The organism is Actinomycetospora chibensis (assembly GCF_028737215.1).
Classification (GTDB): Bacteria; Actinomycetota; Actinomycetes; order Mycobacteriales; family Pseudonocardiaceae; genus Actinomycetospora; species Actinomycetospora chibensis.
The window spans coordinates 388,342-413,385 of the sequence record NZ_JAQZAM010000002.1 but is presented as its reverse complement, the minus strand read 5'-3'; the positions used below and the strand labels follow the sequence as shown (position 1 = coordinate 413,385).

At 71.5% G+C, this 25,044-nt stretch carries 30 protein-coding genes and 1 pseudogene; 21 read left to right on the top strand and 10 right to left on the bottom strand.

What is annotated here, in order from left to right; translation table 11 throughout:
• Position 1 precedes the first annotated feature (1 nt).
• The 4 genes from PH189_RS04480 to PH189_RS04465 are packed head-to-tail and all read right to left on the bottom strand — an operon-like array spanning position 2 to position 2,247.
• Positions 2-355, bottom strand: a complete 354-nt coding sequence (locus tag PH189_RS04480) for a bleomycin resistance protein (protein ID WP_274187545.1) — start codon at positions 353-355, stop codon at positions 2-4.
• A gap of 48 nt (positions 356-403) precedes the next feature.
• On the bottom strand, positions 404-931 hold the full coding sequence (locus tag PH189_RS04475) for a DinB family protein (protein ID WP_274187544.1): 528 nt from the start codon (positions 929-931) through the stop codon (positions 404-406).
• Positions 932-955: 24 nt separating this feature from the next.
• Positions 956-1,702 (bottom strand): methyltransferase domain-containing protein, encoded by a 747-nt coding sequence (locus PH189_RS04470; RefSeq protein ID WP_274187543.1) that lies wholly within the window; start codon positions 1,700-1,702, stop codon positions 956-958.
• Complete coding sequence (locus tag PH189_RS04465) at positions 1,699-2,247, bottom strand: ArsI/CadI family heavy metal resistance metalloenzyme (RefSeq protein WP_274187542.1); 549 nt, start codon at positions 2,245-2,247, stop codon at positions 1,699-1,701. Before PH189_RS04465 ends, PH189_RS04470 begins: the two co-directional genes overlap by 4 nt.
• A gap of 88 nt (positions 2,248-2,335) precedes the next feature.
• On the opposite strand from PH189_RS04465, the gene PH189_RS04460 reads away from it, so the two are divergent.
• The 4 genes and pseudogenes from PH189_RS04460 (at position 2,336) to PH189_RS30290 (ending at position 4,589) form a co-directional block, all read left to right on the top strand.
• Positions 2,336-2,764 (top strand): ArsR/SmtB family transcription factor, encoded by a 429-nt coding sequence (locus tag PH189_RS04460; RefSeq protein WP_274187541.1) that lies wholly within the window; start codon positions 2,336-2,338, stop codon positions 2,762-2,764.
• Complete coding sequence (gene arsB / locus PH189_RS04455) at positions 2,761-3,882, top strand: ACR3 family arsenite efflux transporter (protein ID WP_378015003.1); 1,122 nt, start codon at positions 2,761-2,763, stop codon at positions 3,880-3,882. The genes PH189_RS04460 and arsB overlap by 4 nt, the downstream gene beginning before the upstream one ends.
• Positions 3,879-4,148 (top strand): annotated as a pseudogene (locus PH189_RS30295) (three-helix bundle dimerization domain-containing protein); the annotation flags it as partial. The gene arsB and the pseudogene PH189_RS30295, both read left to right, overlap by 4 nt.
• Positions 4,149-4,178: 30 nt before the next feature.
• Positions 4,179-4,589 (top strand): arsenate reductase ArsC, encoded by a 411-nt coding sequence (locus tag PH189_RS30290; RefSeq protein ID WP_337994129.1) that lies wholly within the window; start codon positions 4,179-4,181, stop codon positions 4,587-4,589.
• Positions 4,590-4,623: 34 nt separating this feature from the next.
• On the opposite strand, the gene PH189_RS04445 is transcribed toward PH189_RS30290, so the two are convergent.
• On the bottom strand, positions 4,624-4,950 hold the full coding sequence (locus tag PH189_RS04445; RefSeq protein ID WP_274187539.1) for an ArsR/SmtB family transcription factor: 327 nt from the start codon (positions 4,948-4,950) through the stop codon (positions 4,624-4,626).
• Positions 4,951-5,015: 65 nt separating this feature from the next.
• Here PH189_RS04445 and PH189_RS04440 point away from each other — a divergent pair, with 65 nt between their 5' ends.
• Positions 5,016-5,633, top strand: coding sequence for a cation efflux transmembrane domain-containing protein (locus tag PH189_RS04440; protein ID WP_274187538.1), 618 nt, complete (start codon positions 5,016-5,018; stop codon positions 5,631-5,633).
• 77 nt (positions 5,634-5,710) lie between these two features.
• Here the strand turns inward: PH189_RS04440 and PH189_RS04435 are convergent, their stop codons facing one another.
• Positions 5,711-6,568, bottom strand: coding sequence for a class I SAM-dependent methyltransferase (locus PH189_RS04435; RefSeq protein WP_274187537.1), 858 nt, complete (start codon positions 6,566-6,568; stop codon positions 5,711-5,713).
• 72 nt (positions 6,569-6,640) lie between these two features.
• Positions 6,641-7,384 carry a PIG-L deacetylase family protein gene (locus PH189_RS04430; protein WP_274187536.1) on the bottom strand — a complete coding sequence of 248 codons (744 nt, stop codon included), beginning with the start codon at positions 7,382-7,384 and terminating at the stop codon, positions 6,641-6,643.
• A gap of 167 nt (positions 7,385-7,551) precedes the next feature.
• On the opposite strand from PH189_RS04430, the gene PH189_RS04425 reads away from it, so the two are divergent.
• Positions 7,552-8,016 (top strand): ArsI/CadI family heavy metal resistance metalloenzyme, encoded by a 465-nt coding sequence (locus PH189_RS04425; protein WP_274187535.1) that lies wholly within the window; start codon positions 7,552-7,554, stop codon positions 8,014-8,016.
• Between the two features lie 48 nt (positions 8,017-8,064).
• On the opposite strand, the gene PH189_RS04420 is transcribed toward PH189_RS04425, so the two are convergent.
• Positions 8,065-8,685, bottom strand: coding sequence for a sigma-70 family RNA polymerase sigma factor (locus PH189_RS04420; RefSeq protein ID WP_274187534.1), 621 nt, complete (start codon positions 8,683-8,685; stop codon positions 8,065-8,067).
• A 223-nt stretch (positions 8,686-8,908) separates the two neighbouring features.
• Here PH189_RS04420 and PH189_RS04415 point away from each other — a divergent pair, with 223 nt between their 5' ends.
• From PH189_RS04415 to PH189_RS04400, 4 genes are all read left to right on the top strand, one after another.
• Positions 8,909-10,069 carry an MFS transporter gene (locus PH189_RS04415; RefSeq protein WP_274187533.1) on the top strand — a complete coding sequence of 387 codons (1,161 nt, stop codon included), beginning with the start codon at positions 8,909-8,911 and terminating at the stop codon, positions 10,067-10,069.
• Positions 10,070-10,128: 59 nt separating this feature from the next.
• Complete coding sequence (locus PH189_RS04410) at positions 10,129-10,860, top strand: MerR family transcriptional regulator (RefSeq protein WP_274187532.1); 732 nt, start codon at positions 10,129-10,131, stop codon at positions 10,858-10,860.
• A complete protein-coding gene (locus PH189_RS04405) occupies positions 10,857-11,183 on the top strand; it encodes a YnfA family protein (protein ID WP_274187531.1) in 327 nt (108 codons plus the stop codon). Before PH189_RS04410 ends, PH189_RS04405 begins: the two co-directional genes overlap by 4 nt.
• Positions 11,184-11,342: 159 nt before the next feature.
• A complete protein-coding gene (locus tag PH189_RS04400; protein ID WP_274187530.1) occupies positions 11,343-11,906 on the top strand; it encodes an HD domain-containing protein in 564 nt (187 codons plus the stop codon).
• On the opposite strand, the gene PH189_RS04395 is transcribed toward PH189_RS04400, so the two are convergent.
• Both PH189_RS04395 and PH189_RS04390 read right to left on the bottom strand, forming a co-directional pair.
• Positions 11,897-12,367 (bottom strand): NUDIX hydrolase, encoded by a 471-nt coding sequence (locus PH189_RS04395; RefSeq protein WP_274187529.1) that lies wholly within the window; start codon positions 12,365-12,367, stop codon positions 11,897-11,899. The genes PH189_RS04400 and PH189_RS04395 overlap by 10 nt on opposite strands.
• A gap of 4 nt (positions 12,368-12,371) precedes the next feature.
• On the bottom strand, positions 12,372-13,247 hold the full coding sequence (locus PH189_RS04390; RefSeq protein WP_337994126.1) for an XRE family transcriptional regulator: 876 nt from the start codon (positions 13,245-13,247) through the stop codon (positions 12,372-12,374).
• Between the two features lie 66 nt (positions 13,248-13,313).
• Between PH189_RS04390 and PH189_RS04385 the strand changes: the two genes are divergently transcribed.
• From PH189_RS04385 to mobF, 11 genes are all read left to right on the top strand, one after another.
• A complete protein-coding gene (locus PH189_RS04385) occupies positions 13,314-13,517 on the top strand; it encodes a helix-turn-helix domain-containing protein (RefSeq protein WP_274187528.1) in 204 nt (67 codons plus the stop codon).
• On the top strand, positions 13,514-13,741 hold the full coding sequence (locus tag PH189_RS04380; RefSeq protein ID WP_274187527.1) for a hypothetical protein: 228 nt from the start codon (positions 13,514-13,516) through the stop codon (positions 13,739-13,741). Before PH189_RS04385 ends, PH189_RS04380 begins: the two co-directional genes overlap by 4 nt.
• A 301-nt stretch (positions 13,742-14,042) precedes the next feature.
• Positions 14,043-14,477, top strand: a complete 435-nt coding sequence (ssb, locus tag PH189_RS04375; protein WP_274187526.1) for a single-stranded DNA-binding protein — start codon at positions 14,043-14,045, stop codon at positions 14,475-14,477.
• The gene (locus PH189_RS30285) at positions 14,470-14,871 is read left to right on the top strand and encodes a WhiB family transcriptional regulator (protein ID WP_337994125.1); all 402 of its coding nucleotides are present in this window, start codon (positions 14,470-14,472) and stop codon (positions 14,869-14,871) included. The genes ssb and PH189_RS30285 overlap by 8 nt, the downstream gene beginning before the upstream one ends.
• Positions 14,868-15,404, top strand: coding sequence for a hypothetical protein (locus PH189_RS04360; RefSeq protein WP_274187525.1), 537 nt, complete (start codon positions 14,868-14,870; stop codon positions 15,402-15,404). The genes PH189_RS30285 and PH189_RS04360 overlap by 4 nt, the downstream gene beginning before the upstream one ends.
• Before the next feature lie 348 nt (positions 15,405-15,752).
• The gene (locus PH189_RS04355) at positions 15,753-17,657 is read left to right on the top strand and encodes a type IV secretory system conjugative DNA transfer family protein (protein WP_274187524.1); all 1,905 of its coding nucleotides are present in this window, start codon (positions 15,753-15,755) and stop codon (positions 17,655-17,657) included.
• The gene (locus PH189_RS04350) at positions 17,645-18,373 is read left to right on the top strand and encodes a hypothetical protein (protein ID WP_274187523.1); all 729 of its coding nucleotides are present in this window, start codon (positions 17,645-17,647) and stop codon (positions 18,371-18,373) included. The genes PH189_RS04355 and PH189_RS04350 overlap by 13 nt, the downstream gene beginning before the upstream one ends.
• Positions 18,370-19,098 carry a hypothetical protein gene (locus PH189_RS04345; protein WP_274187522.1) on the top strand — a complete coding sequence of 243 codons (729 nt, stop codon included), beginning with the start codon at positions 18,370-18,372 and terminating at the stop codon, positions 19,096-19,098. The genes PH189_RS04350 and PH189_RS04345 overlap by 4 nt, the downstream gene beginning before the upstream one ends.
• Positions 19,095-19,451 carry a hypothetical protein gene (locus PH189_RS04340; RefSeq protein WP_274187521.1) on the top strand — a complete coding sequence of 119 codons (357 nt, stop codon included), beginning with the start codon at positions 19,095-19,097 and terminating at the stop codon, positions 19,449-19,451. The genes PH189_RS04345 and PH189_RS04340 overlap by 4 nt, the downstream gene beginning before the upstream one ends.
• Before the next feature lie 5 nt (positions 19,452-19,456).
• Positions 19,457-20,323, top strand: a complete 867-nt coding sequence (locus PH189_RS04335; protein ID WP_274187520.1) for a hypothetical protein — start codon at positions 19,457-19,459, stop codon at positions 20,321-20,323.
• Positions 20,324-20,612: 289 nt separating this feature from the next.
• The gene (mobF, locus tag PH189_RS04330; RefSeq protein WP_274187519.1) at positions 20,613-25,043 is read left to right on the top strand and encodes a MobF family relaxase; all 4,431 of its coding nucleotides are present in this window, start codon (positions 20,613-20,615) and stop codon (positions 25,041-25,043) included.
• The last annotated feature ends 1 nt before the right edge of the window (position 25,044 follow it).

Genomic DNA, 25,044 nt, shown 5'->3' with positions numbered 1-25,044 from the left:
CTCAGTCGCCGCACCCCAGTCGGACTACGTTGCCGCTCGGGTCGGTCAGCGTGAACTCGCGCATGCCCCACGGCTCGTCCCGAACGTCCGATACTGGCATCTCAGCTGTGGCGAGCGCCTCGTGCAACGCGTCGATGCCTGGCACGTGCAGGTAGCAGCCCGCCATGTTGGCTGACGTGTCCATTTCAGGGCGATGGTCCAGGTGGATCACCTCGCCGCCGAGATGGCGCACGAAGGCGTAACCGCCGCCCTCGTACTGCTCGACCGTCAGGTGGGGAAGCCGCGACCAGAACTCCAACGCTTCGTCCATGTCCCTGACCGGGAGGATCGGGATGGCCACCAGGCGTTGGGACATGGCGCTCAGTGTCCCTGGAGGCCACCGGGTCCTGGAGCGCGTAGTCGTTCACCGCTGCTCGTTCGGCTCGAGGGTGAGCTGTCGGCGGTGGAAGTCGAAGTGCTGGGTGGGGAAGCGGTAGACGTCGGCGAGGGTCATGTACGGCGTGAAGAACGGGTCCCAGCGTGCCGGGTAGTGCATTCCACGGGCGAGGTCGGCGTCGGTCTCGGCGTCGAGGCGGTGGTGGAGGGCGTCGATGACCCGGTCGAACAGCGCGGTCTGCCCGCGACGGCCCAATGCGGTGCCGCCGGCCCAGGAGCCGAGGAAGTTGGCGACGTCGAACGGGCGGGTGCCGGCGTCGAGGACGGCGGCGTAGGCGCGGCTCACGCCCGGCGGTAGCCGCCCGAACAGCCTGACGAGGTTCCCGAGAGCCCGGATGATCAGGTAACCGAGCAGCATGTGGAACAGCAGTTGCTGGTTGGTCCACCGGGTGCCGTGCGAACGGCGCTTCAAGTCGGCAGGTGTCGCCTGCGCGTGCAGGTCGTGGAAGGCCGACCGCGCGCGCTCGAGCTCCTGGTGAACCGCCTGCCGGTCCATCCAGGGAGTGTGCGCCTGGCTGGTTCAGGGGCGCGAGGCCTGAACGATGGCTGAGAAGACGCCGGCGGCGACCTCACCGGTGGCGGTGACGGCGACCTCGGTGAGCCCGGCCTCCTCCAGCTCGGCGCGGTAGGCGCTCCGACCCAGGACGCCGGTGATGGCCCCGACCGACGCGGCCGCGTCGGCGAGGGTGGCCGGGTCGGCGTGGTCGTCGGCGACGAGGTCGGACACCCCGACCCGCCCGCCGGGTCGCAGGACGCGGGCGATTTCGGCGAACACGGCTGGCTTGTCCGCCGACAGGTTGATCACGCAGTTGGAGATGACGACGTCGACCGAGGCGTCGGGGAGCGGGATGGCCTCGATGTGCCCGCGCAGGAACTCGACGTTGGTGGCGCCGGCCTCCCGGGCGTGCTGGCGGGCGAGGTCGAGCATCTCGTCGGTCATGTCCAGGCCGTAGGCGAACCCGTCGGGCCCCACGCGGCGGGCCGAGAGCAGCACATCGAGGCCGGCGCCGGACCCGAGGTCGAGCACGGTCTCCCCGGCGACGAGCTCGGCGACCGCGAGCGGGTTGCCGCAGCCCAGGCTGGCGGCCCCTGCGCCTCCGGCGTCCGCGAGCTGCGCGGGGTCGTAGGCATCGCCGCACATGCCGGTGGGGTCGGCCTCGGAGCAGCTCGGGGTCTGGCCGGCGCGGACCTGGCCGGCCGCGGTGGCGTAGCGGGCACGGACCCGCTCGCGCGCCACGGCCGACCGGTCCGCGTGATCGGTGGTCACGCGACGCACCCGCAGCCGGCCGCTGTCTTGGCCTCGGTGACGGTCACCCCGGGCTCGGTCGCCGCCTCCCCGTGCGAGCAGCACCCGGTCACCCCGCAGCACGCCGAGGCCTCGCTCCCGGCCTCGCCGGCGGCGTCGTCGGGCATCGTGCTGACGATGCCGTGGGTGCCGAAGTCCTGGGAGTCCTCCTTGACGGTGTAGACCTCCCACGGTTCGTGGCCGGGGCCCTGGACCCACACCTTGTCCTGGCGGGCGTAGCAACAGGTGGTGTCGTCCTCGACCTGCGTGAACAGGCCCAGCTCCGACAACCGCGCGGTGGCGTCGTGGACCTCGTCGGTGGACCCGACCTCGACCCCGAGGTGGTCCATGACCGTCGAACGGTCCGCCTCGCCTTCGAGGAGCACGAGCTTCAGCGGCGGCTCGGCCACCGCGAAGTTCGCGTAGCCGGGCCGGCGCTTGGCCGGCTCCACACCGAACAGCGAGCTGTAGAAGCGGATCGAGCCCTCCAGGTCGGAGACCCGCAGGGCGAGCTGCACACGGGACATGAGGTGCCTCCTAGTGTCATCTCTTGTTTCGACGTCTGTCGAGGCAGCCAACCTTGCGCCTCGTTTCGACGGGTGTCAAGGTAGACGTATGTCAAAGCAGGGTGACGAGGAGCGGGTGCTGGCCCAGCTCGCCGAGGTCGTGGGGTGCTGCGAGCCGCTGGCCCGCGAGCCGCTCTCGGCGGAGCAGTCGATCGAGCTGGCGCGGGTGTTCAAGGCGATGGGCGACCCGGTGCGGCTGCGGCTGCTCTCGCTGATCGCCTCTCATGTGGGCGGCGAGGCGTGTGTCTGCGACCTGACCGACGTGTTCGACCTGTCCGGCCCGACGATCTCGCACCACCTCAAGGTGCTGCGCGAGGCCGGGCTGATCACCGGTGAGCGGCGCGGTACCTGGGTCTACTACCGGGTGCGCCCCGAGCTGCTCGCCACGGTGTCCGCGGTGCTCGTGCCCGGCTCGGCGGAGGATTCGCCCGCTGCGGTGCCCGCCGACCGCGAGGCCCTTCCGGTGGTCGAGGCGTGAGCACCGAGAACCTGACCTCCAACGACCCGGGCGAGGCCGGGGTCGTCGCGAAGCTTTCTACCCTCGACCGGTTCCTGCCGATCTGGATTCTCGCCGCGATGGTCGTGGGGCTGCTCGCGGGCCGGCTCGTCCCGGGGCTCGGTGAGGCCCTGGGCGCGGTCGCGATCGACGGGGTCTCGCTCCCGATCGCGCTCGGGCTGCTGATCATGATGTATCCGGTGCTGGCGAAGGTCCGCTACGACCGCCTCGACACCGTGACCGGCGATCGCCGGCTGCTGGTGTCGTCGCTGGTGCTGAACTGGCTGATCGGGCCGGCGCTGATGTTCGCGCTGGCGTGGCTGCTGTTGCCCGACCTGCCCGAGTACCGCACCGGGCTGATCGTCGTCGGGCTCGCCCGCTGCATCGCGATGGTCATCATCTGGAACGACCTCGCCTGCGGCGACCGCGAAGCCGCCGCCGTCCTCGTCGCGCTCAACTCGGTGTTCCAGGTGATCGCGTTCGGGGCCCTGGGCTGGTTCTACCTCGCGGTCCTGCCCGGCTGGCTCGGGCTCCCGACGGCGGGTCTCGACGTGTCGGCCTGGGCCATCGTCCGCTCGGTGCTGATCTTCCTCGGCATCCCGCTGCTCGCCGGCTATCTGACCCGACGTCTGGGGGAGCGGGCGAAGGGTCGCGAGTGGTACGAGGCGAAGTTCCTGCCGCGCATCGGTCCGTTCGCGCTCTTCGGGCTGCTGTTCACCATCGTCGTGTTGTTCGCCCTCCAGGGCGATGCCATCACCAGCCGGCCCCTCGACGTCGTCCGGATCGCGCTGCCGCTGCTGATCTACTTCGCGCTCATGTGGGCCGGCTCCTACGCCCTCGGACGCGCGGTCGGGCTCGGCTACGAGCGCACCACCACGCTCGCCTTCACCGCCGCGGGCAACAACTTCGAACTCGCCATCGCCGTCGCCATCGCCACCTGGGGCGCCACCAGCGGGCAAGCCCTCGCCGGGGTCGTCGGCCCGCTCATCGAGGTCCCGGTCCTGGTCGCCCTGGTCTACGTCTCGCTGTGGCTGCGACGCCGACTCTTCCCGCCCCGCACCGGGGACGTGGAGCCCACCGGATCAGGAGTACGCGGATGAGCAACGACGCCGTCCACCCCGACCCCACCACCGGCCCGGCAAGTCCTGTCGTCCCGCCTCGGCGAAATCTCGAGGCGCTGAGCCTGCTCTCCACCGACCACCACCTCGCCCACACCGCCGAGGCGCTAGCCGAGCGCTTCGCCGGGGTGTTCTCCCCCGAGACCGTCGCGGCCTGCCTCGTGGAATCCCACGAGCTGCTCTCCACCACCGCGAAGATCACGACCCACCTGACCGTCCTCTCCGAACGGTTCGCCCGCGAGCGCCTGACCGCCGCCGCCCAAGCCCAGGGAGCACTGGTGTCCGACGTCCCCGAGGTCCTGTTCGTCTGCGTGCACAACGCCGGCCGATCCCAGATGGCCGCCGCCCTGCTCGACCACCACGCCCAGGGCACGGTCCACGTCCGCTCCGCCGGCTCCACCCCGGCCAACGAGATCAACCCCGCGGTCCGCGAGGTCATGGCCGAGCTCGGCCTCGACCTCTCCCGCGAGTTCCCCAAGCCGTTGACCACCGACGTCGTCGAAGCCGCCGACGTCGTCATCACCATGGGCTGCGGCGACGCCTGCCCGATCTTCCCCGGCAAGCGCTACCTCGACTGGGAACTCACCGACCCCGCCGGGAAGGGCGCCGACAACGTCCGTCCCATCCGCGACGACATCGACCAGCGCGTCCGTGCCTTGCTTGCGGAGCTCGTCCCCGCTGCCCGCTGAGTCGGGGCTCGCGCGCCCGGCGCGGCGGTCGAGGTCAGTCCTCGCCGGGCGTCGCCGGTGCGAGTGCGCCGAGCATGGTCGCCACGCGGTCGAGGTCGGGACTGCGTAGCCGGTAGCGATTGCTGCGGCCCTCGGCCTCCGCGGTCACCAGGCCCGCGTCGCGCAGGTGCCCCAGGTGGTAGGAGACGGTCGACTGCGGCAGGCCGGTCACCGCCTGTAGCTCCCGCACCGACTGAGCCCCGTCGGTCAGCCACAGCACGATCAACAGGCGGTCCGGATTGCCCAGCGCCTGCAGCACCGGCGCCCACTGCACCGCCAGCGCGCGGCACCGCTCGACTTCGGCGAGGTCCGGCTCTGCCATGCCCCCCAGCCTAGTGGCATCGGGATTTCTGGATGCCAGCGGAAGAACCCGCTACCGTCGGGAGCGTGGCTGTTCCTCCAGTGTCGGAAGCGCGCCTGACGGCGCTCGCGTCACGCATCCGGCGGGTGTCGTGGGCGAGCTTGGTGTGGCTGGCGGTCGAGGGTGTCGTCGCGATCATCGCGGGCCTCTCGACCGGCTCGATCGCTCTGTTGGGCTACGGGCTGGACAGCGCCGTGCAGAGTCTGGGCAGCGGCGTGATCGTCTGGCGCTTCACCGGGCGGCGCATCGGCTCGGCCGCGGCCGAGCAGCAGGCCCAGAAGATCGTGGCGACGAGCTTCTTCCTGCTCGCGCCCTACCTCATCGTGGCGGCGCTCTCCCAGCTGCTCGCCGGCACACCTTCTGAGGGGAGTTGGGTCGGCGTGGCGCTGGCGGCGGTCGGGATCGTGCTGATGCCGCTGTTCGGGCGGGCCAAGCGGCGCCTCGGAGTGCTGGCCGAGTCGGCGGCGACGGCCGGGGAAGGAGCACAGCACCTGATCTGTGCGGGCCTGTCGGCCACCATCCTCTCCGGGTTGTTCCTCAACGTCGCCTTCGGCGTCTGGTGGGCCGACCCGATGGCGGCGTTGATCCTGGCCGCGGTCGCGGTCCACACCGGCACCCGCACGTGGCGCGGTGAGAGCTGCTGACCCTCCCCCGGCCGACCCGTACGGCATCCGAACGGTCAGGTGCGGCGGGTGGTGAACGGTCGCCCGAACCTCTCCCGCTAGGTGAGGCTGCGCCGCGCGGTCACCAGGAGGTATTCCGCCTGGTACCTGGTGCGTCCCGGCGTGTCCGCCTCGTTCCAGGTGGTCAGCAGCTCGAGGAAGTCGCGATCGAGCGCCGCGACCCGCTCGGGGTCGGTGGCGTTGTGCTTGTACACCGCGATCGTCGGGCCGTAGTTGCGCTTCCAGTACTCCCGGAACCCGGCGGCGTCGCCGTCGTGCTCCATGACGACGGTGCGCCGCTGCACGTCGATGTCGGTGATGCGGTCGCCGAACAGGGCGCGCACGTGCTCCTCGTCGCCCCACAGCGGGGCGGGACTCGCGCCGGGCGGCGGCGGTGGCGCGTAGGGCTTCATCGTCGTGAACAGCTGCCCGATGAAGCCGGGCGGTGTCCAGTTGATCATTCCGATGGTGCCACCCGGGCGGGTGACACGGGTCAGCTCGTCGGCGGCGGCCTGGTGGTGGGGCGCGAACATCGCCCCGACGCAGGACAGCACGACGTCGAAGCTCGCGTCGGCGAACGGCAGGGCCTCGACATCGGCTTCGACCCATTCCGGGGCGACACCCCGCTGCGCTGCGATCCGCCGGCCGGCCTCGAACAGCTCGGGGGTGAGGTCGGAGGCGACGACCGAGGCGCCGGTGGCGGCCGACGGGATCGCGGCATTGCCCGACCCGGCGGCGACGTCGAGCACCCGCTGGCCGGCGCGAACGCCGGACGCTTCGACGAGCGTCAGCCCGAGTGTCGGGATGAGATCGGTGGCCACGGCCGGGTAGTCGCCCGCGGCCCAGAGAGCCCGGTGCTTGGCCTTCAACTGCTGGTCGGCGGTCTGGTCGGTGGTCTGGTCGGCGGTGGTGCTCATGGTCTTTCCCCTTCTCGGCGTCCTGGATGGACTGTGCTTCGGTGGGTGGAAATGGACGGGCCTGGGCCGTGGTCACACGCCTTGGAGCTGTATCTGTCCGAACGCGACGGCGTGCGGAACGCCGAGGGCCGGCCCGGCCATCGCCGTCATGCCACGCACGAACGTCTCGGGGTCGAAGTCGCGGCCCAGCCCACGCAGGTACGCCTCGTGGGCACGGAGCGAAGCGACCCCCGGCTCGAGGGCGTCGGTGACGTCGACCGCGTGGGTGGGCTCGTTCGCGCCCATCACGTAGACGTGGCGCACCCCGTCCCACGGCGCGTAGCCCTCGTCGAGCAGCTCCGGGAAGATCCACCGGTTACCGACGTCGCGCGCGGCGTCGAGGACCGCGACGCCGACGGCCCGATGGTCGGCCTGGTTCAGGATGTGCTGCCCGGGGCCCATGCCGTAGGTCAGCTCGAAGGTCGCGGTGACCAGCACCTCGGGGCGGAACCGGCGAACCTCGCGGGTGATGTCGCGGCGCAGGTCCAGGCCACCCTCGACGACGCCGTCGTGGTGTCCGAGGAAGGCCACGTCGCCCACTCCGACGAGTGCGGCGCTCGCGACCTGCTCCTTCTGCCGCACCGGCCCCGCCTCGAGCGGGTGGAGACCGTCGATCCCGGACTCGCCGTCGGTGACCATGACGTAGGCGACCGACCGGCCGGCCCGGGTCCAGCGCGCGATCGCGCTGGCCGCGCCGTACTCCAGATCGTCGGGGTGGGCGACGATGGCCATCGCCCGACTCCAGTCCTCCGGCACGGCCTGCAGCTGCCCGTTCATGGCGGCACCTCCGAGACGTCCTGTGACGCCGGTACTGACGACGACCCCCGAAGAAAGACGCAGGCTGCGTCCCTCGCCCTCTGCTGCCGTCAGTAGCGGTGACACCACGACAAGCGGCGCCCGACGGGGACGACTCGGCCGGTTGCCGCAGATCAGGGAGGCCCGCCATGCCCACCACCCGCGTCCAGCTCGCGCTCAACGTCACCGACCTCGCGGCCGCGACGGCCTTCTACACCGCGATGTTCGGCGTGCCGCCGCACAAGCAGCGCAAGGGCTACGCCAACTTCGCCGTCGAGGACCCACCCCTGAAGCTGGTCCTGATCGAGAAGCCGGGAGACGGAGACCGGCTGAATCACCTCGGGGTCGAGGCCGAGACCTCCGAGGAGGTGACCGCCGCCCTGACCCGCTTCCGAGGGGCCGGTCTCGAAGCGACGCTGGCCGAGCACGACGTGTGCTGCCACGCCGCACAGGACAAGGTGTTCGTCACCGCCCCGGACACCCCGACAGGCTGGTGGGAGTACTACGCCGTCACCGACGACTCGGCCACCAACCCCGACGGGGAATCGACATCGGTGTGTGCCGCCTCGTGCGAGGCGAAGGCCGCCGCCGACGGCGGGACGTGCTGCAGCTGACGGCGCCGGGTCGGGGTCCCGCCGTCAGCGGGACCCCGACCCGGGAACTCAGCCACACCGACAGCCGGGCGGCCGGGTGTAGTCCATCGGCGTGCCCTGCGCGTCGAGGGTCAGCTCGCAGCACCGACCGAGCAACTCCGCCAGTCGACGCCGGCCACGTTGCACCCTCGACTTCATCCCCGAGACCGACACACCCTCGCGCCCGGCCGCGTCGACCTGGGTCAGCCCCTCCAGATCGGTCAGCTCCAACGCCCGGCGCTGCTCGGGTGGCAACCCCTCGAGCAGCGGCCGCATGCACGCCGCCAGCTCCCGGAGCACCGTCGGGTCATCCTCGTCGTCGACCTCGCCGGCGAGCTCGGCAGCGTCGTCGGGCAGAGCGCGCTCCCGGGCATGCTCCCGCTCGGCCCGCCGGTACTCGTCGACGATCGCGTTGCGGGTGATCCGATAGACCCACCGCGTCAGGTGCTCGTGGTCCTCGACCCGTCCGAGATTGCGGTGGATACGCAGCACGATCTCACCGAGGACGTCCTCCGCGCGCTGCGGATCGGCGACCCGCCGCTGCACGAACGCGCGCAGCTGCGCCCCGAACTCCCGCCAGACGTCCTCCGTCCGGCTGCCCGGGTCGACCACAAGCTTATGAGTTGATGTTGTCACGCCGACCCCCGTCATGGGTGCGGGATAGAGATGGACAGTCCCACAGACGGCAGACCGGTCGAAAGGACGCAGCACCGCCGCAGCGATCTCGCGGCCTGGCGCGCGTGGCAGTTGGGGCGAACACGCCGCTACTGCCACGGGGGAACCCGGCGCCGCTGCTACGGAGGGTCGGCTGTGGCGCCACTCGAGTTCCGCGTCTGGGGGACGGTGCAGCAACTCAGCCGTCACCATGTGATCCGTGGCCGAAACCGGCGCCGCAACCGCCAGCAAGCGACGCGCACTCACAGGCGCCGTCCTGCTCGACCTCGCCGTCAGCCCGCTGTTCGCCTGGGACGTCTTCACCGACTCCCTCGGCCGGGACCTCGGCGTCAGCCACGCCCTGCTGGCCGGCGTCTTCTCCGTCGGCCTGGCCGCCTTCATGCTCGGCGTCCTGGCGGGCGGCCGGGCAGCGGATGCGTTCCCACCGCGCCGGCTCGCGCTGATCGCCCTCGGCGGCACGGTGCTCGGCCTGCTGGGCAGCGCCGCCGCCTCGTCGGCGGTCGTCCTGTTCCTGACCTTCGGCGTCCTGGTCGGCTGCTCCACCGGACTCGGCTACGCCACCGCCGTCCGCGTCGCCGGGACCGTCGCCTCCGGACGCGGTCTCGCCCTCGGCCTGGTCGTCAGCGCCTACGCCGCCGGGACCGCCGTCCTCGCCCCGCTTGCTTCAGCGCTACTGGCCGCGGTGGGTCGCAGCTGGACCTTCGTCATCCTGGCCGGCGCGCTCGGTGTCCTGCTCGCCGTCGCGGCGATCCTCGTGCCCGGCGCCGCGCCCACCTCCCGGCGGCAGCGCGACCGCAGCAACCGCCCGACCCGCCCGAGCGGACCCGTCGTCGCACTGTGGCTGGCGTTCGGCCTCGGCAGCGCGCCCGCTCTCGCGGCCTTCGCCCAGGCTGGAAGTCTCGCCGGAGACGTGGCCGTCGTGACGCTCGCGGTGGTACTGCTCAACCTCGGCTACTTCGCGGGCCGGCTCATCGCCGGCCCCCTCTCCGACCGCATCGGCCGGCGGGCCGCGCTCCACGCCAACTCGGCGCTGCTGGTGCTCGCGTGCATCCCCCTGGCTCTCGGCGCGAGCGGAGCCCTCGCTCTGGCTGCCCTGCTCCTGCTCGGCACCCAGTACGGCGCGCTGTCGACGCTGACGCCGGCGGCCACCTCAGACGTGGTCCCGGGCGAACGCTTCGGCACCACCTACGGCCTCGTGTTCACCAGCTGGGGCATCGCAGGCCTCGTCGCACCCGTCGGCGCGGCCACGCTCGCCCCGCAGCTCGGCTACGACGGCGTCTTCGTCGCCTTCCTCGTCGTCGCGACCGGGGCCTGGGCATGCGTGCTCGCGTTCACCCGCCTGACCCGGTCTCGAGCTTGACCTTCGAGTCGACTTCGAGGTTTAGCGTCGATGAGGTGAACGGGTTGAAGGTGTCTGAGTTGGCGAGTCGCAGCGGGGTCCCGGCGAGCACGGTGCGCTTCTACGACTCGGAAGGTCTCCTTCCCGCGCGGCGATCGTCCTCGGGCTACCGCCTCTTCGACGACGACGCGGTGGACCGGCTGAACTTCATCGGCACGGCGAAGAGCCTCGGTCTGCCGCTGCCCGAGATACGTCGTCTGCTCGACCCGTGGGAGCACGGCCTGTGCTCGGACGTCCAAGGGGAGCTCGCGCCACTGCTGGAGCGCCACCTCGCCGACACTGAGGAACGCATCGCCCAGCTCCGCGACTTCGCGGGCCGCCGGCTCCAGCGCGCCCAGCAGCAACTCGCGGCCATCGATCGGGACGGTCCGTGCGACCCCTCCTGCGCCTTCCTCGGTCAGGACCATCCGACAGCGCCCAACCTCATGGCGCTGCCCCTCGCGTCTACGAACGACGGTCCCGCCATCGTCTGCACCCTCGACGGCTCCGAGCGCACCGAGCGTGCCGACCGGTGGCGAGCGGCTCTCACCGCGGTGACAGGTCGGGTCGCCATCCCGGACGGGGTCAGGTTGACCTTCGACCCGGCGAGGGCCCACGTCGGCGAACTCGCCGAGCTCGCCGCGGCCGAGTCCGGTTGCTGCAGCTTCTTCGACCTCAGCCTGCACTTCGCCGACCCACCCACCATGGAAGTGCGGGCACCGGCAGACGCCCTGGTCCTCGTCCACGAGCTGTTCGGCGAGCCCGACGCGTGACGCTGCGATCGATCGCTCTCTTCGTCGTCGCAGCGCTGTTCGAGATCGGCGGCGCCTGGCTGGTCTGGCAGGCCGTGCGGGAAGGACGGGCCTGGTGGTTCGCCGCTCTCGGGGTGCTCGCACTCGGCCTCTACGGCTTCGCCGCCTCGTTCCAACCCGACGCCCAGTTCGGCCGCATCCTCGCCGCCTACGGCGGCATCTTCGTCGCCGGTTCGCTGGGCTGGGGCATGGCGCTCGACGGCTACCGACCTGACCGGTTCGACGTCATCGGCGCAGCGGTGTGCTTGGTCGGAGTCGGGGTCATCATGTACGCCCCGCGGTGACGGGAGCGCCCCGACTCGGTGTACGAACAGGGAGGCGAGTGCTCGTGCGGGTGGAGCGGAGAGCTCGGCACCAGCTCAACGGGTCCGTCGAGGTGGGACGGATACCGACGTCTCCGTCGAGACGACGCACGCGAGCCGGCCGCCTCTAGGCTGCTTCAGATGTCTCTCGAGCCGTCGGATGCCGAACAGCAGGCGCGGCAACTCCTCGCAGAGTCACTACCCAGGCGCTGGTCCCATGTGGTTGCCGTTGCTGGGAAGGCGCGGCTCATAGCGCGCGAACTCAGTGAGGACGGTGAGCTCCTCGAGGCGACGGCTTGGGTGCACGACGTCGGGTACGCGCCCGACCTCGCGATCACCGGCTTCCATCCTCTCGACGGAGCGCGCTATCTCCGCGACCACGGCGCTCCGCAGCGCGTCGTCGACCTCGTCGCCTTTCACTCGTCGGCATGGGCGGAGGCCGAGGAGTTCGGCGTTGCCGACGAGCTCGCCGAGTTCGACGACGAGCAGACACTGCTCCGCGACCTGCTCTGGTACTGCGACATGACCACCGGCCCGGACGGCACGAACCTCGGCTTCGAGGACCGCATGGCTGAGGTGCGGGAGCGCTACGGCCCCGATCACTACGTCACGCGCGCACTCGATGCCGGCATGGACGAGCGCCGGGCTGCGATCAGTCGATCGCGTGTGTGGCTGACGGCGGTCGGGCTCGCGGATCAGGTGTAGTACGGCGGGGCGTCGGTCCGGAAGCCATGGTCGATCCGGAGGCGGATCGACGGGTGGACCTCGATGCCGGCGAGCTCCGCGCGGGGCACCCACACCACCTCGCTCGACTCGTCGCTCGTCCGTGGTGCGCCGGCGACGGGCCGAGCTCGGAAGCAGATGGAGAACTCCTGACGGACCTCGCCGTCGTCGTAGGCCATGACATGGTCGGGATTGGAGTAGATGCCGACGAGGCTCGTCACCTCGACAGTCATCCCAGTCTCTTCTTGGGTTTCGCGGACGACCGTTTGAGTCATCGTCTCACCGAGTTCGTGGCGGCCGCCCGGAAGGGCGTAGTAGCCGTTGTCGGTGCGACGGATCATCAGCAACTGAGCATCCTTGTCGAGCACGAAAGCGCTGACCGCGATGACGATGCTGTTCGCTCGAGGAGCGTCCGGGTCGTTGAAGTGATCGGTTCTGGCCACGCCGCTACCACTCGGCCGGCTTCGACTGTTCCCAGACATCCACGAAGCTGCCCTCGTAGGTGTCGAACACGTCGCCGGCAGCCAATTTCCGGAGATGCATTGCGGGCGCGTGCGGACCGGGGACACCGAAGACGTGCATGTTCACGATCATCTCATCGTCGAACCGGAAGATCGAGTTGTAGAGCGTGGTCTCGTGGAAGCGAAACTCGACGCCCTCGGTGCGGAGGAGCGGTCGATAGCTGACGAGGCCGTACCGGATGCGCGCTCCCAGCACCCCGAGGCCGAGCTTCTCCTCCGCGCTCCGGCGCTCGGTGGCCTCGCTCTCGGGCGCGCCGAAGGCGATCCGCACCGCGACGCCGGCCTCCGCCTTGGCCTTCAACGTCGCGATGAAGCTCGGACGCTCATGGAGGAACTGCCCAGCGTGCACCAGCACGTCGATTCGTGCTGACGCCCGCTGCAGCAGGTCATCCCACAGGCGCGCAGGCACGTCGCTGCGGTGCGGGAACGTCTCGACGATCTCCGAGGTCGCGGCCTTCTTCTGTCGCTGAGCTGGCACGGCGGCGGGCCACAGGTAGGACTCGCTCCGCCCGACCAGGGCAGCCAGGACACCTCGATGGCGGGGGTACGGAACGCGATCCTGCGTGAGCCACCGTTCGACGGTCTTCGCGTCGACCCCGACCTGATCGGCTGCGGTGGAGGTCGAGTGCCCGGCGTGCATCAGGGCGTCACGGAGACGCTCGTTGGCCATCTCGAACCTCCGCGCCTTGCCTAGGGACGACTCTATTCTAGCGAAGACGTCCCTAGTTGTCCCGCCTGATGGTGTAGGCGTCCCCTGCTTTTCTCGCACTCTTGCGTTGCCTCGCCGCCACTCGGTGAGCACGGAGGAGCTTCGGAGGACACCGTGACACTCAATGAAAGGACTGCGACAGCGCCGACGTTCTACGACGTGGCCGAGGTCGCCGCAATGTTCAAGATGTCGCGCATGACGGTCTATCGCGCGATCAACTCCGGGGAGCTGCGGGCGATCCGTATCCGCGGTCGAGTGCTGATCCCTGCAGCAGTGATCGAAGGACTCGTCGCGGAAGCGACGGCCGAGCGATCGGACGGAGATTCCCCGCTGCTGGGCATGTTCCGTGGAGAGCGGTCATGAGTGTCGGGCTGCTGATTCTCTTCGCGATACTGGGCGCGTTCATCTGTGCGAAGACTCGGTCCGCGGCTGGTGCCGTGGTGTTCTCGCTCGTTGCTCTGGTGCTGTTCATCGGCACACCGGCCGGTCAGGGCCTGCCGGGAGTGATCGGCGGGGTGATGTCGGCTGTGGATCAGGCCACGACGCCGGCCTTGACGGGCGCTTCGGAGACGACCACCGACGGCTGAAGGCTGCCGCGACCTGAGGCGCTCAAGGCCGCGCGGCCACGGAGCCAAGGCGGAGCGCCGCCGGCGACGCCGAATCGTTGGGTCCCGCCGAGCGTGAGCGAGCCGTTCCTCCCGCCTCAAGGGCGCCTGCGGCGCCGCTGCGCGGCCGGACGAGTCCGGCCCTTGACCCCGGAGACCTCGACGCCCCGCGGCGCCCGCACGCGGGGTGGAGGCAGCCAGGACGCCTCCACCCGCAACCGGCGGGACCCCACCGCACCCACCTGTGCGACTGACGCAGCTGATCACTTCTGAGGAGAACGACATGAACGAGACGACGCTGACAATCGTCGGCAACCTGACCGATGCGCCGGAGCTGCGGTACCTGCCGAGCGGGGCAGGGCGAGCAGGGTTCACGGTCGCTTCCACACCCCGGCGCTTCGACCGCCAGCAGGGCACGTGGACCGATGGCGATGCCCTGTTCCTGCGCTGTGTCGCGTGGAGCCACCTCGCGGAGCACGCCGCAGAGTCGCTGGGCAAGGGCGACCGAGTCGTAGTGACCGGTCGGCTGCGGCAGCGGTCCTTCGAGACCGCCGAGGGCCAGCGCCGCCAGCTGATCGAGCTCGAGGTCGACGACCTCGGGGTGTCGCTGCGCTATGCCACGGCACGCCCTCAGCGCATGACCGCGCCTGCCGGCCGCGTCGGCGACCCGGAGAGCGCTGAGGCCTCGACGGAAGAGCTGGTGGGCGGCCATGGCTGACACGAACTGGCAGGTTCGCGCGGCGTGCCGGGGCGTGGATCCGGAGCTGTTCTTCCCGGAGCCGTCGGACGAGCCCCTGGTACGCACGCAGGTCGCGGCGGCGAAGGCGGTGTGCCGGCGCTGCCCCGTGCGGGAGCAGTGCCTGGCCGAGGCGCTCGAGCGTCTTCCACACGGAGTCGCCGGTGGGTTGACCGAGCACGAGCGTCGACGAGCTCGGGCGCAGCGCGAACGCCCCGGGGCGCGACAGCCGCGGTGGCTGCTTCTCCTCGACGCCGGGTCCTCCTACTCGGAGGTCGCGGCCGAGTACGGGGTGAGCGTCCGCACCATCGCGCGTTGGGCCTCCCGCCTGCCCTCCGAGCAGTCGGCGCCCACTCAAGGGGCTGATCCCCGATGAGCGCGCTCGAGGTGAGTCGACGCGAACAGGCGGCGTGGAGGACCCGCGAGCTCGTGCGCGAGGTGGCGGTCACCGCGTTCGACGCAGCCGAACACCAAGAGCCGATCGAGGGCTTCCACGGGCTCTCCCGTCCCGTGCTGGACGACCCGCTCACCGGAGTGCGGGCGGGACGACTCGTTGCCGACGTCGCGATCGGGGCGCTGCGGAACTCAGCGCTGCGCGCTCGGAGCGCCGGCCACAGCTGGGACGCCATCGGCCATGCCCTCGGGCTCCCCGCCGACGCCGGCGGGAGCACCCGCGATGAGGCGGCGTGGGAGTGGCTCATCGAGCACCGACCTCCACCACCCGCGGCCGGCGTTCAGCTGACTTCAGCGGTGTGGACCTGCACGACGTGCCGCGGTCGGGTCCGCGACACCGGGCCGTTCGCTGCACACCCCGACGACCGGGAGACCGGCCATCACGACGACTGCGCACGCCGCGCGGCGGCACTCGAGGTGTGGCGCCACGACGTGGAAGGAGACACCGATGCCTAGTCGCAGGCCGGCGCCGAGTGCACGAGTCGGTGAGCCGGCACAGACGACGCGGCCGCTGCTGCTGGGGGTCGAGCTGGTCCGCGCGGATGTCGCGGCCCCGGTCCTCGGTCTCGTGTTGGGGGATGCGCCGTGCGGTGGGCCGATCACGTGGGCCCTGTTCGTCGACGCGGCGCTGGTCGGACGCACCGACGAGGCGATGACCGACGAGGCCGCCCAGGTGTGGGCGAAGCGCATGACGGGGGAGGGAACGCAGTTCCAGCTCGCCCGCTCTGGCGGCGGCTATTGGCTCGCACACGCCGGCTCAGGCGTGCCTGTGGACCCACAGCCCGGCGAGAGCGGGGGGCCGTCATGATCTCGACGCTACTGATCCTGGTGCTGATGGTCGGGTTGACCGCGCTGCTGGTCATCCGCGGCGCGATCCGCCAGGCGTTGGTGTGCGGGGCGTTCACGAGCTTGCCGGCGACGACGCTGGTCCAGGCTCTGCCCTGGCCCGTGTGGGTCATCGCCGGCGCGGTGTTGCTGCTGCTGGGCTGGCACCGCTGGTCACGCTCGCGCGCCACCGTGCTCCGGTGGTCGGCGCGGTCCCGGCGCCGCGCCGGGGTCGCCTCAAGCTTGGACGTGGCCCGTCACGCAGGAACGGTCGCGACCCGCCGACGGGCGTGCACGGTCCGCCCCTCGCTGGCGTCATTGTCGCGGCGGGAGCGACTGGGTGTGCCGACCAGCGCAGTCGGTGTCGAGCTGTGCCGAGTCGGGGTGCAGCGAGTGTGGTCCTCGATCGAGGACGTGACCCTGGTCTTCGGCGGGCCACGCACCGGGAAGACAGGCTGGCTCGCAGGTCGGGTCCTCGACGCCCCCGGCGCCGCGGTCGTCACCTCCACCCGCACCGACCTGCTCGAGCTGTGCGCCCCGATCCGGCAGAAGACCCGCGGGCCGGTGTTCGTGTTCAACCCGGTCGGGCTCGGCGGTCTGCGCTCGACGATCAGCTTCGACCCGCTGATCGGCTGCACCGACCCGGTGACCGCGATGGAGCGGGCCACCGACATGGTCTCCGCGACCTCGAGGGCGGGCAGCGGAGACGCGGAGCGATGGGACGCCCAGGCCCGCCGGGTGCTCGCGGCCCTGTTGCACGCGGCCGCGCTCGGCGGCGGGTCGATGCGCGATGTCCTCGGTTGGGTTGCCGACAACGCCCGCGCCGCCCGCGAGGTGCCGGCGCTACTGCGGCGCAGCCAGGTGGAGTCCTTCGAGAAGGCCGCGGAGCAGTTCGTCGAGACCAACGACCGCACCCGCACCTCCATCACCAACTCGATCATGCCGGCGCTGGGGTGGCTCAACCATCCCGACGCCGCAGCCGCCGCAGCGCCGACCGACCAGCTCTTCGACGTGGAGGAGCTGCTCTCTTCGCGGGCCACGGTGTTCCTGCTCGGCGCCGAGGAAGCCGACACCGGGTCGTTGGTCTGCGCCCTGACCGGGCACATCGCCCGCGAGGCCCGTCGGCTCGCGGTCGCCAAGCCGTCGGGGCGGCTCGATCCCCCGCTGCTGCTGGCGCTCGACGAGGCGGCGCTGATCAGCCCTGTCCCGTTGGAGAACTGGACCGCAGACATGGGAGGGCGCGGGGTCACGATCATCGCGCCGTTCCAGTCCCGCGCCCAGCTGCTGGCCCGCTACGGGGAACACAAGACCGCCACCATCCTGAACAACACCGGCTCGGTCCTGCTGTTCGGCGGCACCCGCGACCAGGCCGACCTGCAGTTCTGGTCGACCCTTGCCGGCGAACGCGATGAGCGGATCACCACCACCGACATGCGCGGCCGGGTCGCAAGCAAGACGGTGCGCAAGGTTCCCGTGCTCGCTCCTGCCCAGCTCGCGAACCTGCCGGCCGGGAAGGTCGTCGTGTACCGGCGAGGGATCGCACCGGTGATCGGACGAGCCCGCATGGCCTGGACCCGCTGCGACGTGCGTGCCCAGCGGCAGCTTGTCGCTACCGGATGGCGAGGCCGCTGGCAGCGGGCGCGTGCATGGGCTGACGTCGGCGTCGGAGCGCTGCGGCGCCGGGTCTCCGCTCCACGCCACCGAGCCTCCGCGATCGGCGCCTGGTGGCACCGACTGGTCACCGCCCGCCGACGCACTACTCCGGGTCCCACACCGCGCTCGGAGGACGCGCGGCCACTGGTGATCGACGTCGACCCGGTCGCCCCACCCGTGCTCGGCGAGCAGGACCGCAATCACCACGGTGAAGGGACATGGTTGCGATGACCACGCCGGACCCGACGAAGGGCCTATGGACCGGTACGGAGCACGTGGCCTACCTGAACAGCCGTCCTGACGAGACCTCGCGATTCAACCCGGCCGCGGAGTACGGCGACCCGGACTGGCGCGAGCCGGCCTCGGACGCGGAAGCCACGGCGCGTACCGCATGGCTCGAGGAGAACACCTTGCCCGCCCCGGGCTGGTCGCGGCCGCCGACCACCGAGGTCGACGATGCCCTCGACGCAGCCCGCGAGCGGGCCGTCCATTCCGATTGGGCCCACGACCACGACCCGCACGCGTGGGCGGAGTACCGGCGGCTCGAGGCCCTCGCCGAGCTCGCCCCGCCGCCTGAGCAGGACGCCCTCGACGACCTCGCCGACGAGGCCGCCCTCGATTCCCCTGAGGGCGATGATCGCGGGCCGTTCACCGACACCCAGGGACGTCGGTGGTCCTCGACCGGTACCTGGGCGGCCGGGACGTGCGACCCGGCCAAGACGCACGACACCGCGCACCCGAATGGCCCCGACCGACTGCGTCAGCGCATCGAGGACCTGCGCCTCGCGATCGCCGTCCGCGAGGCGAGCGCCGAGGGCGAGATCGACAGCGAGCAACGGCGCGAGCAGCTGGCCCGCTGGAACGACGACGACCACAGCGCCACGGGTGCCGCCTCGAACATGCAGCAAGAGACGCAGGGCGACGGCGAGCCGGGGTGGGATCGATGAGCCGCCGCCCACCAGGACAACCCGGCGGCGGGAGCGACGGAGACGAGTTCGCCCGGGTGGAGGCCCTCGCCGGCCTCGCCCGCGAGGTCGACGGGCTGCGCCGCAGCCTTGAGGAGCTCGTCGGGACACCGACCCGGGTCGACGACCTGGCCCGTACCGTCGCCCAGCTCGCCGACGCCGTTGCAGCCGCGCCGGCGCGACCTGGCCCGACCATCGCGCCGACCTGGCTGGCCGCACCCACCGACTCCGAAGCACTCGCAGGGCTGCTCGACGAGCTGTGCCGGTGGCTGCACGCGATCTTCCTGCGCTACCCCGACGGTGCGGCGGTGTTGCCCGAATGCTGGCTCTGGCATGCCGATGTGGTCGAGGAGCTGCTCTGGCTCATGTACGCCTGGCGCGCTGCCTATGAGGGCCGTGGGGCCTCGGTGCAGCTGGCCGGGGACTGGCACGACCGTCAACGCCCCGGGGTCGTCCGTCGACTGCGTACCGCGGTCGGCTCGTGCTCCCGAGAACGCCACCAGACCCGACCCGGCTGGAACAGCGCACCGCTTGGCGCCGCCCCGGTGCCCGGTGTGGAGGCCACGACGTCGATCGCTTGGTGGTGGGCCGCCGCCCGCGACGACGCGCCCCCGGAGCCGGGCTCCAACGATCCGGCGGAACGCACCGGTTCCGGTATCAGCGCAGCCGTCAACGGCACCTCCGCGCGCAGCGGGTGGTCTCGATGACCGCCGCCGGGGAGGCCGAGACCCGCGCCGAGCAGCGAGCCCGCGAAAAGGTCGAACGCGCCGAATGGGACCGGCTCAGCGACATCTACTTCGCACACATGAATGCGATCGCGCCCGACCAGTTCCACTGCTTCTGCGGCTCCCTCGACGACCTCCGCCAAGCGGTCGCCGACCTCGACCGGCAAGCAGCTCGCGACCCGGCGAGGCGACCCATCGCGGCCCAGGCCGCCGACCCCCGTGCCGCGGACCGGGACAACGAACAGACCCAGCAGAGCCGCCGCGAGCAGCTTGCCCGCTGGCATGGCGAAGACCGCGCCGGTGAGCACGCCGCCGCCGACGCGGACGCGGGGTGAGGCCGGTGACCGAGAACCAGGTGGACCTCGACGCCCCGGTGGAACGGGTGTCCCCATCGGGCGCGCAGGGCGCGCTGCTGTGGCTCCCGGGACTGGCCGTCGCGCTCGGCGCAGCCATCGCCACCGCCCACGGCCTGTTCGAGGTCGCCGTCGCCGCCCGGGTACCGACCGGGATCGCCTGGCTCTACCCGCTGATCACCGACGGGCTCGCGCTGGTCGCTTACAGCGCCACCGCCCGGCTCCGCGACGGCGCAGCTCGCTATGCGTGGGCTGTCGTCGTCACCGCCGCCGGGCTCTCCGGGCTCGCCCAGGCCACGTACCTCGCCGGCGGACCCACCGTCGAGGTCGCGCCCGCACTGCGCTTCGGGCTCGGCGCCTGGCCGGCCGTCGCCGCAGCCGTGGTCGCCCACCTGCTCTACCTCCTCGCCACCGCCGACCCATCGACGAAGCGCGCCGTTCAGCCGCGTCGGGACCGCAACGAGGCGCTCGACGAGGTGGTCGTTCAGCGCAGCAGCGTTCAGACCGGGCCGTTCACCGCTCCCGCCGTTCAGCCCGAGGTCCTCCCGCCGCCCGTACAGGCGGCGCCGAGCGGCGCAACAGAATCAGCCGACCACCGCGATGCAGGAGACGCCTCTGGCGATCCGCCGCGGTCGAGGCCTGCGTCCTCGCCCGCTCGCGACCGGGCTGAGGCCGCCGCGTCGCGGCACGCCCAGCGCCACGGCGCCTGGCCCACCGTCACCGAGCTCGAGACCGCCGCCGGTGTGTCCCGAGGCACCGCCGCCGCCGCGCTGAAAGCGCTCCGAGACCGACCGCTGCCCCTCCACCTGATCAACATCACCGACCCGGACACCACCGACGAGGCCCAGCCGTGACCATCGAAGCGCCGATCACCACAACCAGCAGCACCGACCACGACCAACGACAAGGACAAGAGCAAGAACCAAGAGCACGACCACTTCCCGACACCGATCACTACGCCGAACAGACGACCAGACACGACCAACAAGACACCGGGACGAAAAGATCAAGGGAAAGATCAGAAGACGCACACCTAGGCATCACGATCCGAGGGTGGTGGCCGGCCTTCGGCCGGCCGACATCGACGCAAGCCGTCATGCGGCGCGCTGCAAGGCGACTGTCGATCTTCAATGGGTCGTCCGAATGCTGAGCGTCTCGTCCGGCTACTCCCCGGACTACCTGCTCAACGAAGTCGCGACCGGCCGCGAGTCCTACTACACCGGCGCGGTCACCGACGGCGAGCCGCCCGGACGCTGGTGGGGCGCCGGCGCGGAGAAGCTCGGTCTGAGCGGGCTCGTCGATGCCCAGGACATGCGCGGGATCTACGAACGCTTCCTCGACCCACGGCACGACGGCTTCTCTGCCCCGGAGCGGTGGGACGAGGTCCCGACCCTCGGTCATACCGGACGGCGCTACGCCGGCGAGGATGAGTTGTACGCCGCCGCGCTTGAACGAGAGCCCGACGCCAGCGCTGAACGCCGCGCTGAACTACAGGTCGAGGCGGGCAAGCAGGCCCGCCACAACGTTGCCTTCCTCGACGCCACGTTCAGCGTTCAGAAGAGCGTCACCGTGCTGCACACCGCGTTCGAGGCCGAGGAGGTCAAGGCCCACGCCGCCGGCGACGACGAGGCCGCCGCGGCGTGGGGCGAGTACCGCCAAGCCGTCGAGGACGCCATCTGGGCGGGCAACAACGCTGCTCTCACGTACCTGCAGGACAAGGCCGGCTACGCCCGCGTCGGGCACCACGGCGGCGCCGCCGGACGGTGGGTCGACGCGCACGGCTGGGTCGTGGCGTCGTTCTTCCAGCACGACTCCCGCGACCACGACCCGCAGCTGCACATCCACAATCCGATCCTCAACCGCGCCCCCGGTGACGAGGACGACGAGTGGCGCACCCTCGACTCGCGGGCGATCCACAAGTTCCGGCCCGCCGCGGCCGCGGTGGGCGAGCGCACCACCGAGGAGCACCTCGCCCGAGCGCTCGGGCTGCGGCTGGCGATGCGCCCGGACGGCAAGGCCCGCGAGGTCGTGGGTATCGACGACACGGTCACCGACCTGTTCTCCTCGCGGCGCCGCGCGGTCACCGAGAAGGCCGCGGAGCTGATCGGCGACTTCGAAGCGCACCATGATCGGGAAGCCAACGGCCTCGAGCGCGACCGACTCTCGCGGCAGGCCACCATGGCGACCCGCCAGGCGAAGTCCCACGACGGAGAGACACGCAGCCAGTTCCTCGACCGTGTCGACGCCCAGCTGCGCGGCGAGGTCGCCGGGGGGCTGGGCGCCGTCGCCGCTGACGCCCTGAACGCCCGCGACCAGGACCCTCCTGCGGCAGGCGAGTGGTCACCGAAGGAGGTCCTCGAGACCGCGCTGGCCGATGTCCAGACCCGCAAAGCCGCCTGGACGCGCGCCGACCTCACCCGCGCGATCAACGACGCTCTGCCCGACACCCTCGGACTGACCGACGGCGGCGACGTCGCCGGCCTGCTGGACTGGCTCACCGACGAGGGGCTCGCGCTCTCGACCCCGCTCGATGCCGCGCGCCCCGGTGACGATGCCCTGCCCGATGAGCTCCGTCTGGCGAACGGCCGCTCGGCCTACGACGCTCCCGGCGCGAAGCTCTATGCCACCCCCGATCACGTCCACACCGAACGCGCGATGACCGCCGCCGCCCGCCGCGGGGACGCCGCCGCGACGCCGGCTGCGATCGCGGACCGGTTCCTCGGTGGGCTCCGGGAGTCCGGTCGCGAGCTCGGCGTGGATCAGGCCGCCGCTGTCCGTGGCGTCCTCACCTCAGGCGCGCGAATCGAGACCCTCGTCGGACCCGCCGGGACCGGCAAGAGCTTCGTCGTCGGCACCCTCGCCAGAGCCTGGTCCGATCCTGAACTCCGCGGCGCCGCCGCGGGCCGCGTGTTCGGGCTCGCCACCAGCCAGATCGCCACCGGAGTCCTCGCCGACGAAGGCCTCGATGCCCGCAATGTCAAACGCTGGCTCGACACCCAAGACCGTCTCGCGCAAGGCGCGCAGGTCGACGACACCTCGACATGGCGTCTGCAGGCGGGCGACCTCGTCGTGGTCGACGAGTCCGCGATGACCGACACCACGGCCCTGGCCGCGATCTACGGGCACGTGGACGCCGCCGGCGCGAAGCTTCTCCTGGTCGGTGACCACCGCCAGCTCGCCGCCGTCGGAGCCGGCGGCGCCATGGACCTGCTCGCCCACACCGGGGCCCGCTATGAGCTCACCGAGACCCGCCGCTTCCGCGAGGACTGGGAAGGGCCAGCGTCTCTGCGCCTGCGCGACGGCGACGACACCGTGCTGCGCGACTATCACCGCCATGGGCGACTCGTCGACGCCGGCACCCTCGACGACGCCGAGGCCTCCGCCAGCCGCGCCTGGCTCGCCGACACCCTGGCCGGGCGCCACTCGGTACTCGTGGTCGACACCAACGAGCAAGCCGACCGGCTTGCCGGCGCGCTGCGCGCCGAACTGGTCCGCCTCGGACACGTCGAGGAGCACGGCACCCCGCTCGGACGGGACGGCAACCACGCCGGTGTCGGCGACCTCGTCGCCACTCGCCGTAACGGCTGGGAGCTCACCGGGCACGAGGGCAATCGACGTGGGCCGATCAACCGGGAGACCTACCGCGTCACCGCCGTCGGCGAGGACGGCTCGCTGACCGTCGCCTCCGTCCACGGACGCGGCTCCGAGGGCGCTGAGGTCCTCGGCGACCCAATGGTTCTGCCCCGCGACTACGTCGCCGCCGACGTGACGCTGGCCTACGCCGGCACCGTCCACGCGACCCAGGGCCTCACCGTCGACACGAGCCACCTCGTCGCCGCACCCGGAACCAGTCGTGCCGCGAGCTACGTCGGGCTCACTCGTGGTCGACAGTCCAACACCGCCCACGTCGCCACCATCTCCGGACCCATCGATCCCGCCGACGGCTCGCCCGCAGACCACTCCGTGCACCGCGACCCGGTCGCTGTCATGGCCGGGATCGTGACCCGCGACGACGGCATGGAGTCCGCGTCTGCGCTCACCACGGCGACCGAGTCCGCCATGGACTCCGGCAGCACCCGCACCGCTGGGGAGCTCTTCAGCGATGCCGCGCACCTGGCCGCTACCGAGCGCACCGGGCGCTGGCTCGACGAGCTGGTCGTCCAGGGCACCATCACCGGCCACGACCGCGCCCGTCTCGCCGCCGAGGACGGCGCCGCCTCACTGACACGCATCCTGCGTCGCGCCGAACTCGCCGGCCACGACCCGGAGAGCATCCTGCGCGAAGCAGTCGCCGACCGACCCCTCGCCGGCGCGCGCAACCTCACCAACGTCGTTCACGGCCGCATCCGCGACGCCCACACCTTCGATCCCGAGGGTCGCACCTGGACCGACTGGACCCCGGCCACTGGCCGGGCCGACTGGGACCGCTACCTCACCTCGCTCGCCGAGGCTGCCGATCGACGCAGCGCTGAGATGGGCGAACAGCTCGCCGAGGCCCCGCCACGGTGGCTCACCGATGCTCTCGGTCCCGTTCCCGACTCGCTCGCCGAGCGCGACCAGTGGCAGGACCGAGCGAGGTCCGTCGCCGCCTGGCGCGAGCTCAGCGGCCACGACGCCGACGAGGACGCGCTCGGTCCCGCGCCGGGCCCCGGCAAGGTCGAGGCCTACGCCTCCTACCGTGCGGCCTGGCGCGCCCTCGGCCGACCGGAGATCGACCGCGAAGAGCTCGAGCTCTCGGACGGACAGCTCCGAATGCGCGTACGGGCCCACGAGCGCGAGGCCGCCTGGGCACCCCGCTATGTCGCCAATGAGCTCGCCGGCACCCATCAAGCCGCCACTCGCGCCCAGCAGGACGCGCAGCTCCGGCGGGCTGAGGCCGACGCCTCTACAGCCCCCGACCACCGGAGCCGGCTCCACGGCGAGGCCCAACAGACCGCGACCCTCGCCGGTGCTCTCGAAGCGCGTGCCGCCGAGCTCAGCGAGCTCGACGAGGCCCGATCCCGGTGGCTGGCCCACACAGCCGGCACCCGAGCCGCCGCCGAACGTGCCAAGGCCGAGCTTGCCGCCCGCCACGTCGATGACGCCGAACCGGAGCAACGCACCACCGCGACCGAGTGGCTCGCTGCGCACCGAGCAGAGATCGCAGACGACGAGACCCACCGCGAGGTCACCGAGGACGACGTCACGGATCGCCCGAACGACCTTCACCGGCACGAAGACGTGGAAGTGGAACCCGCCACTGAGAACCACGACGACGAGGGCCACGAGGTCGAGTCGAGCGGGCCCGACATCCGTGAGGTGGTCGCCTCGGAGCCGAGCCCCGTGGCCGAAGACCACGTGCGCGTTCCCACCGCCGACGAGACATCAGCAGCCGTCGAGAAGGCGAACCGCGCTCTCGCCGAGATCCGTGCTCGCGAGGACGCCGACGCACGAGAGGAAGCCGAGCACCGGGCGGAGCAGCTCACGCACTGGCGAGCCCGCGACGAGGAGGTCGAGACGCCCGACCACTCGAACGAGCCCGTCGATGACACCGACGCCGAGGGCGCCGACGACCTCGACGAGGTCGGAGCGTGAA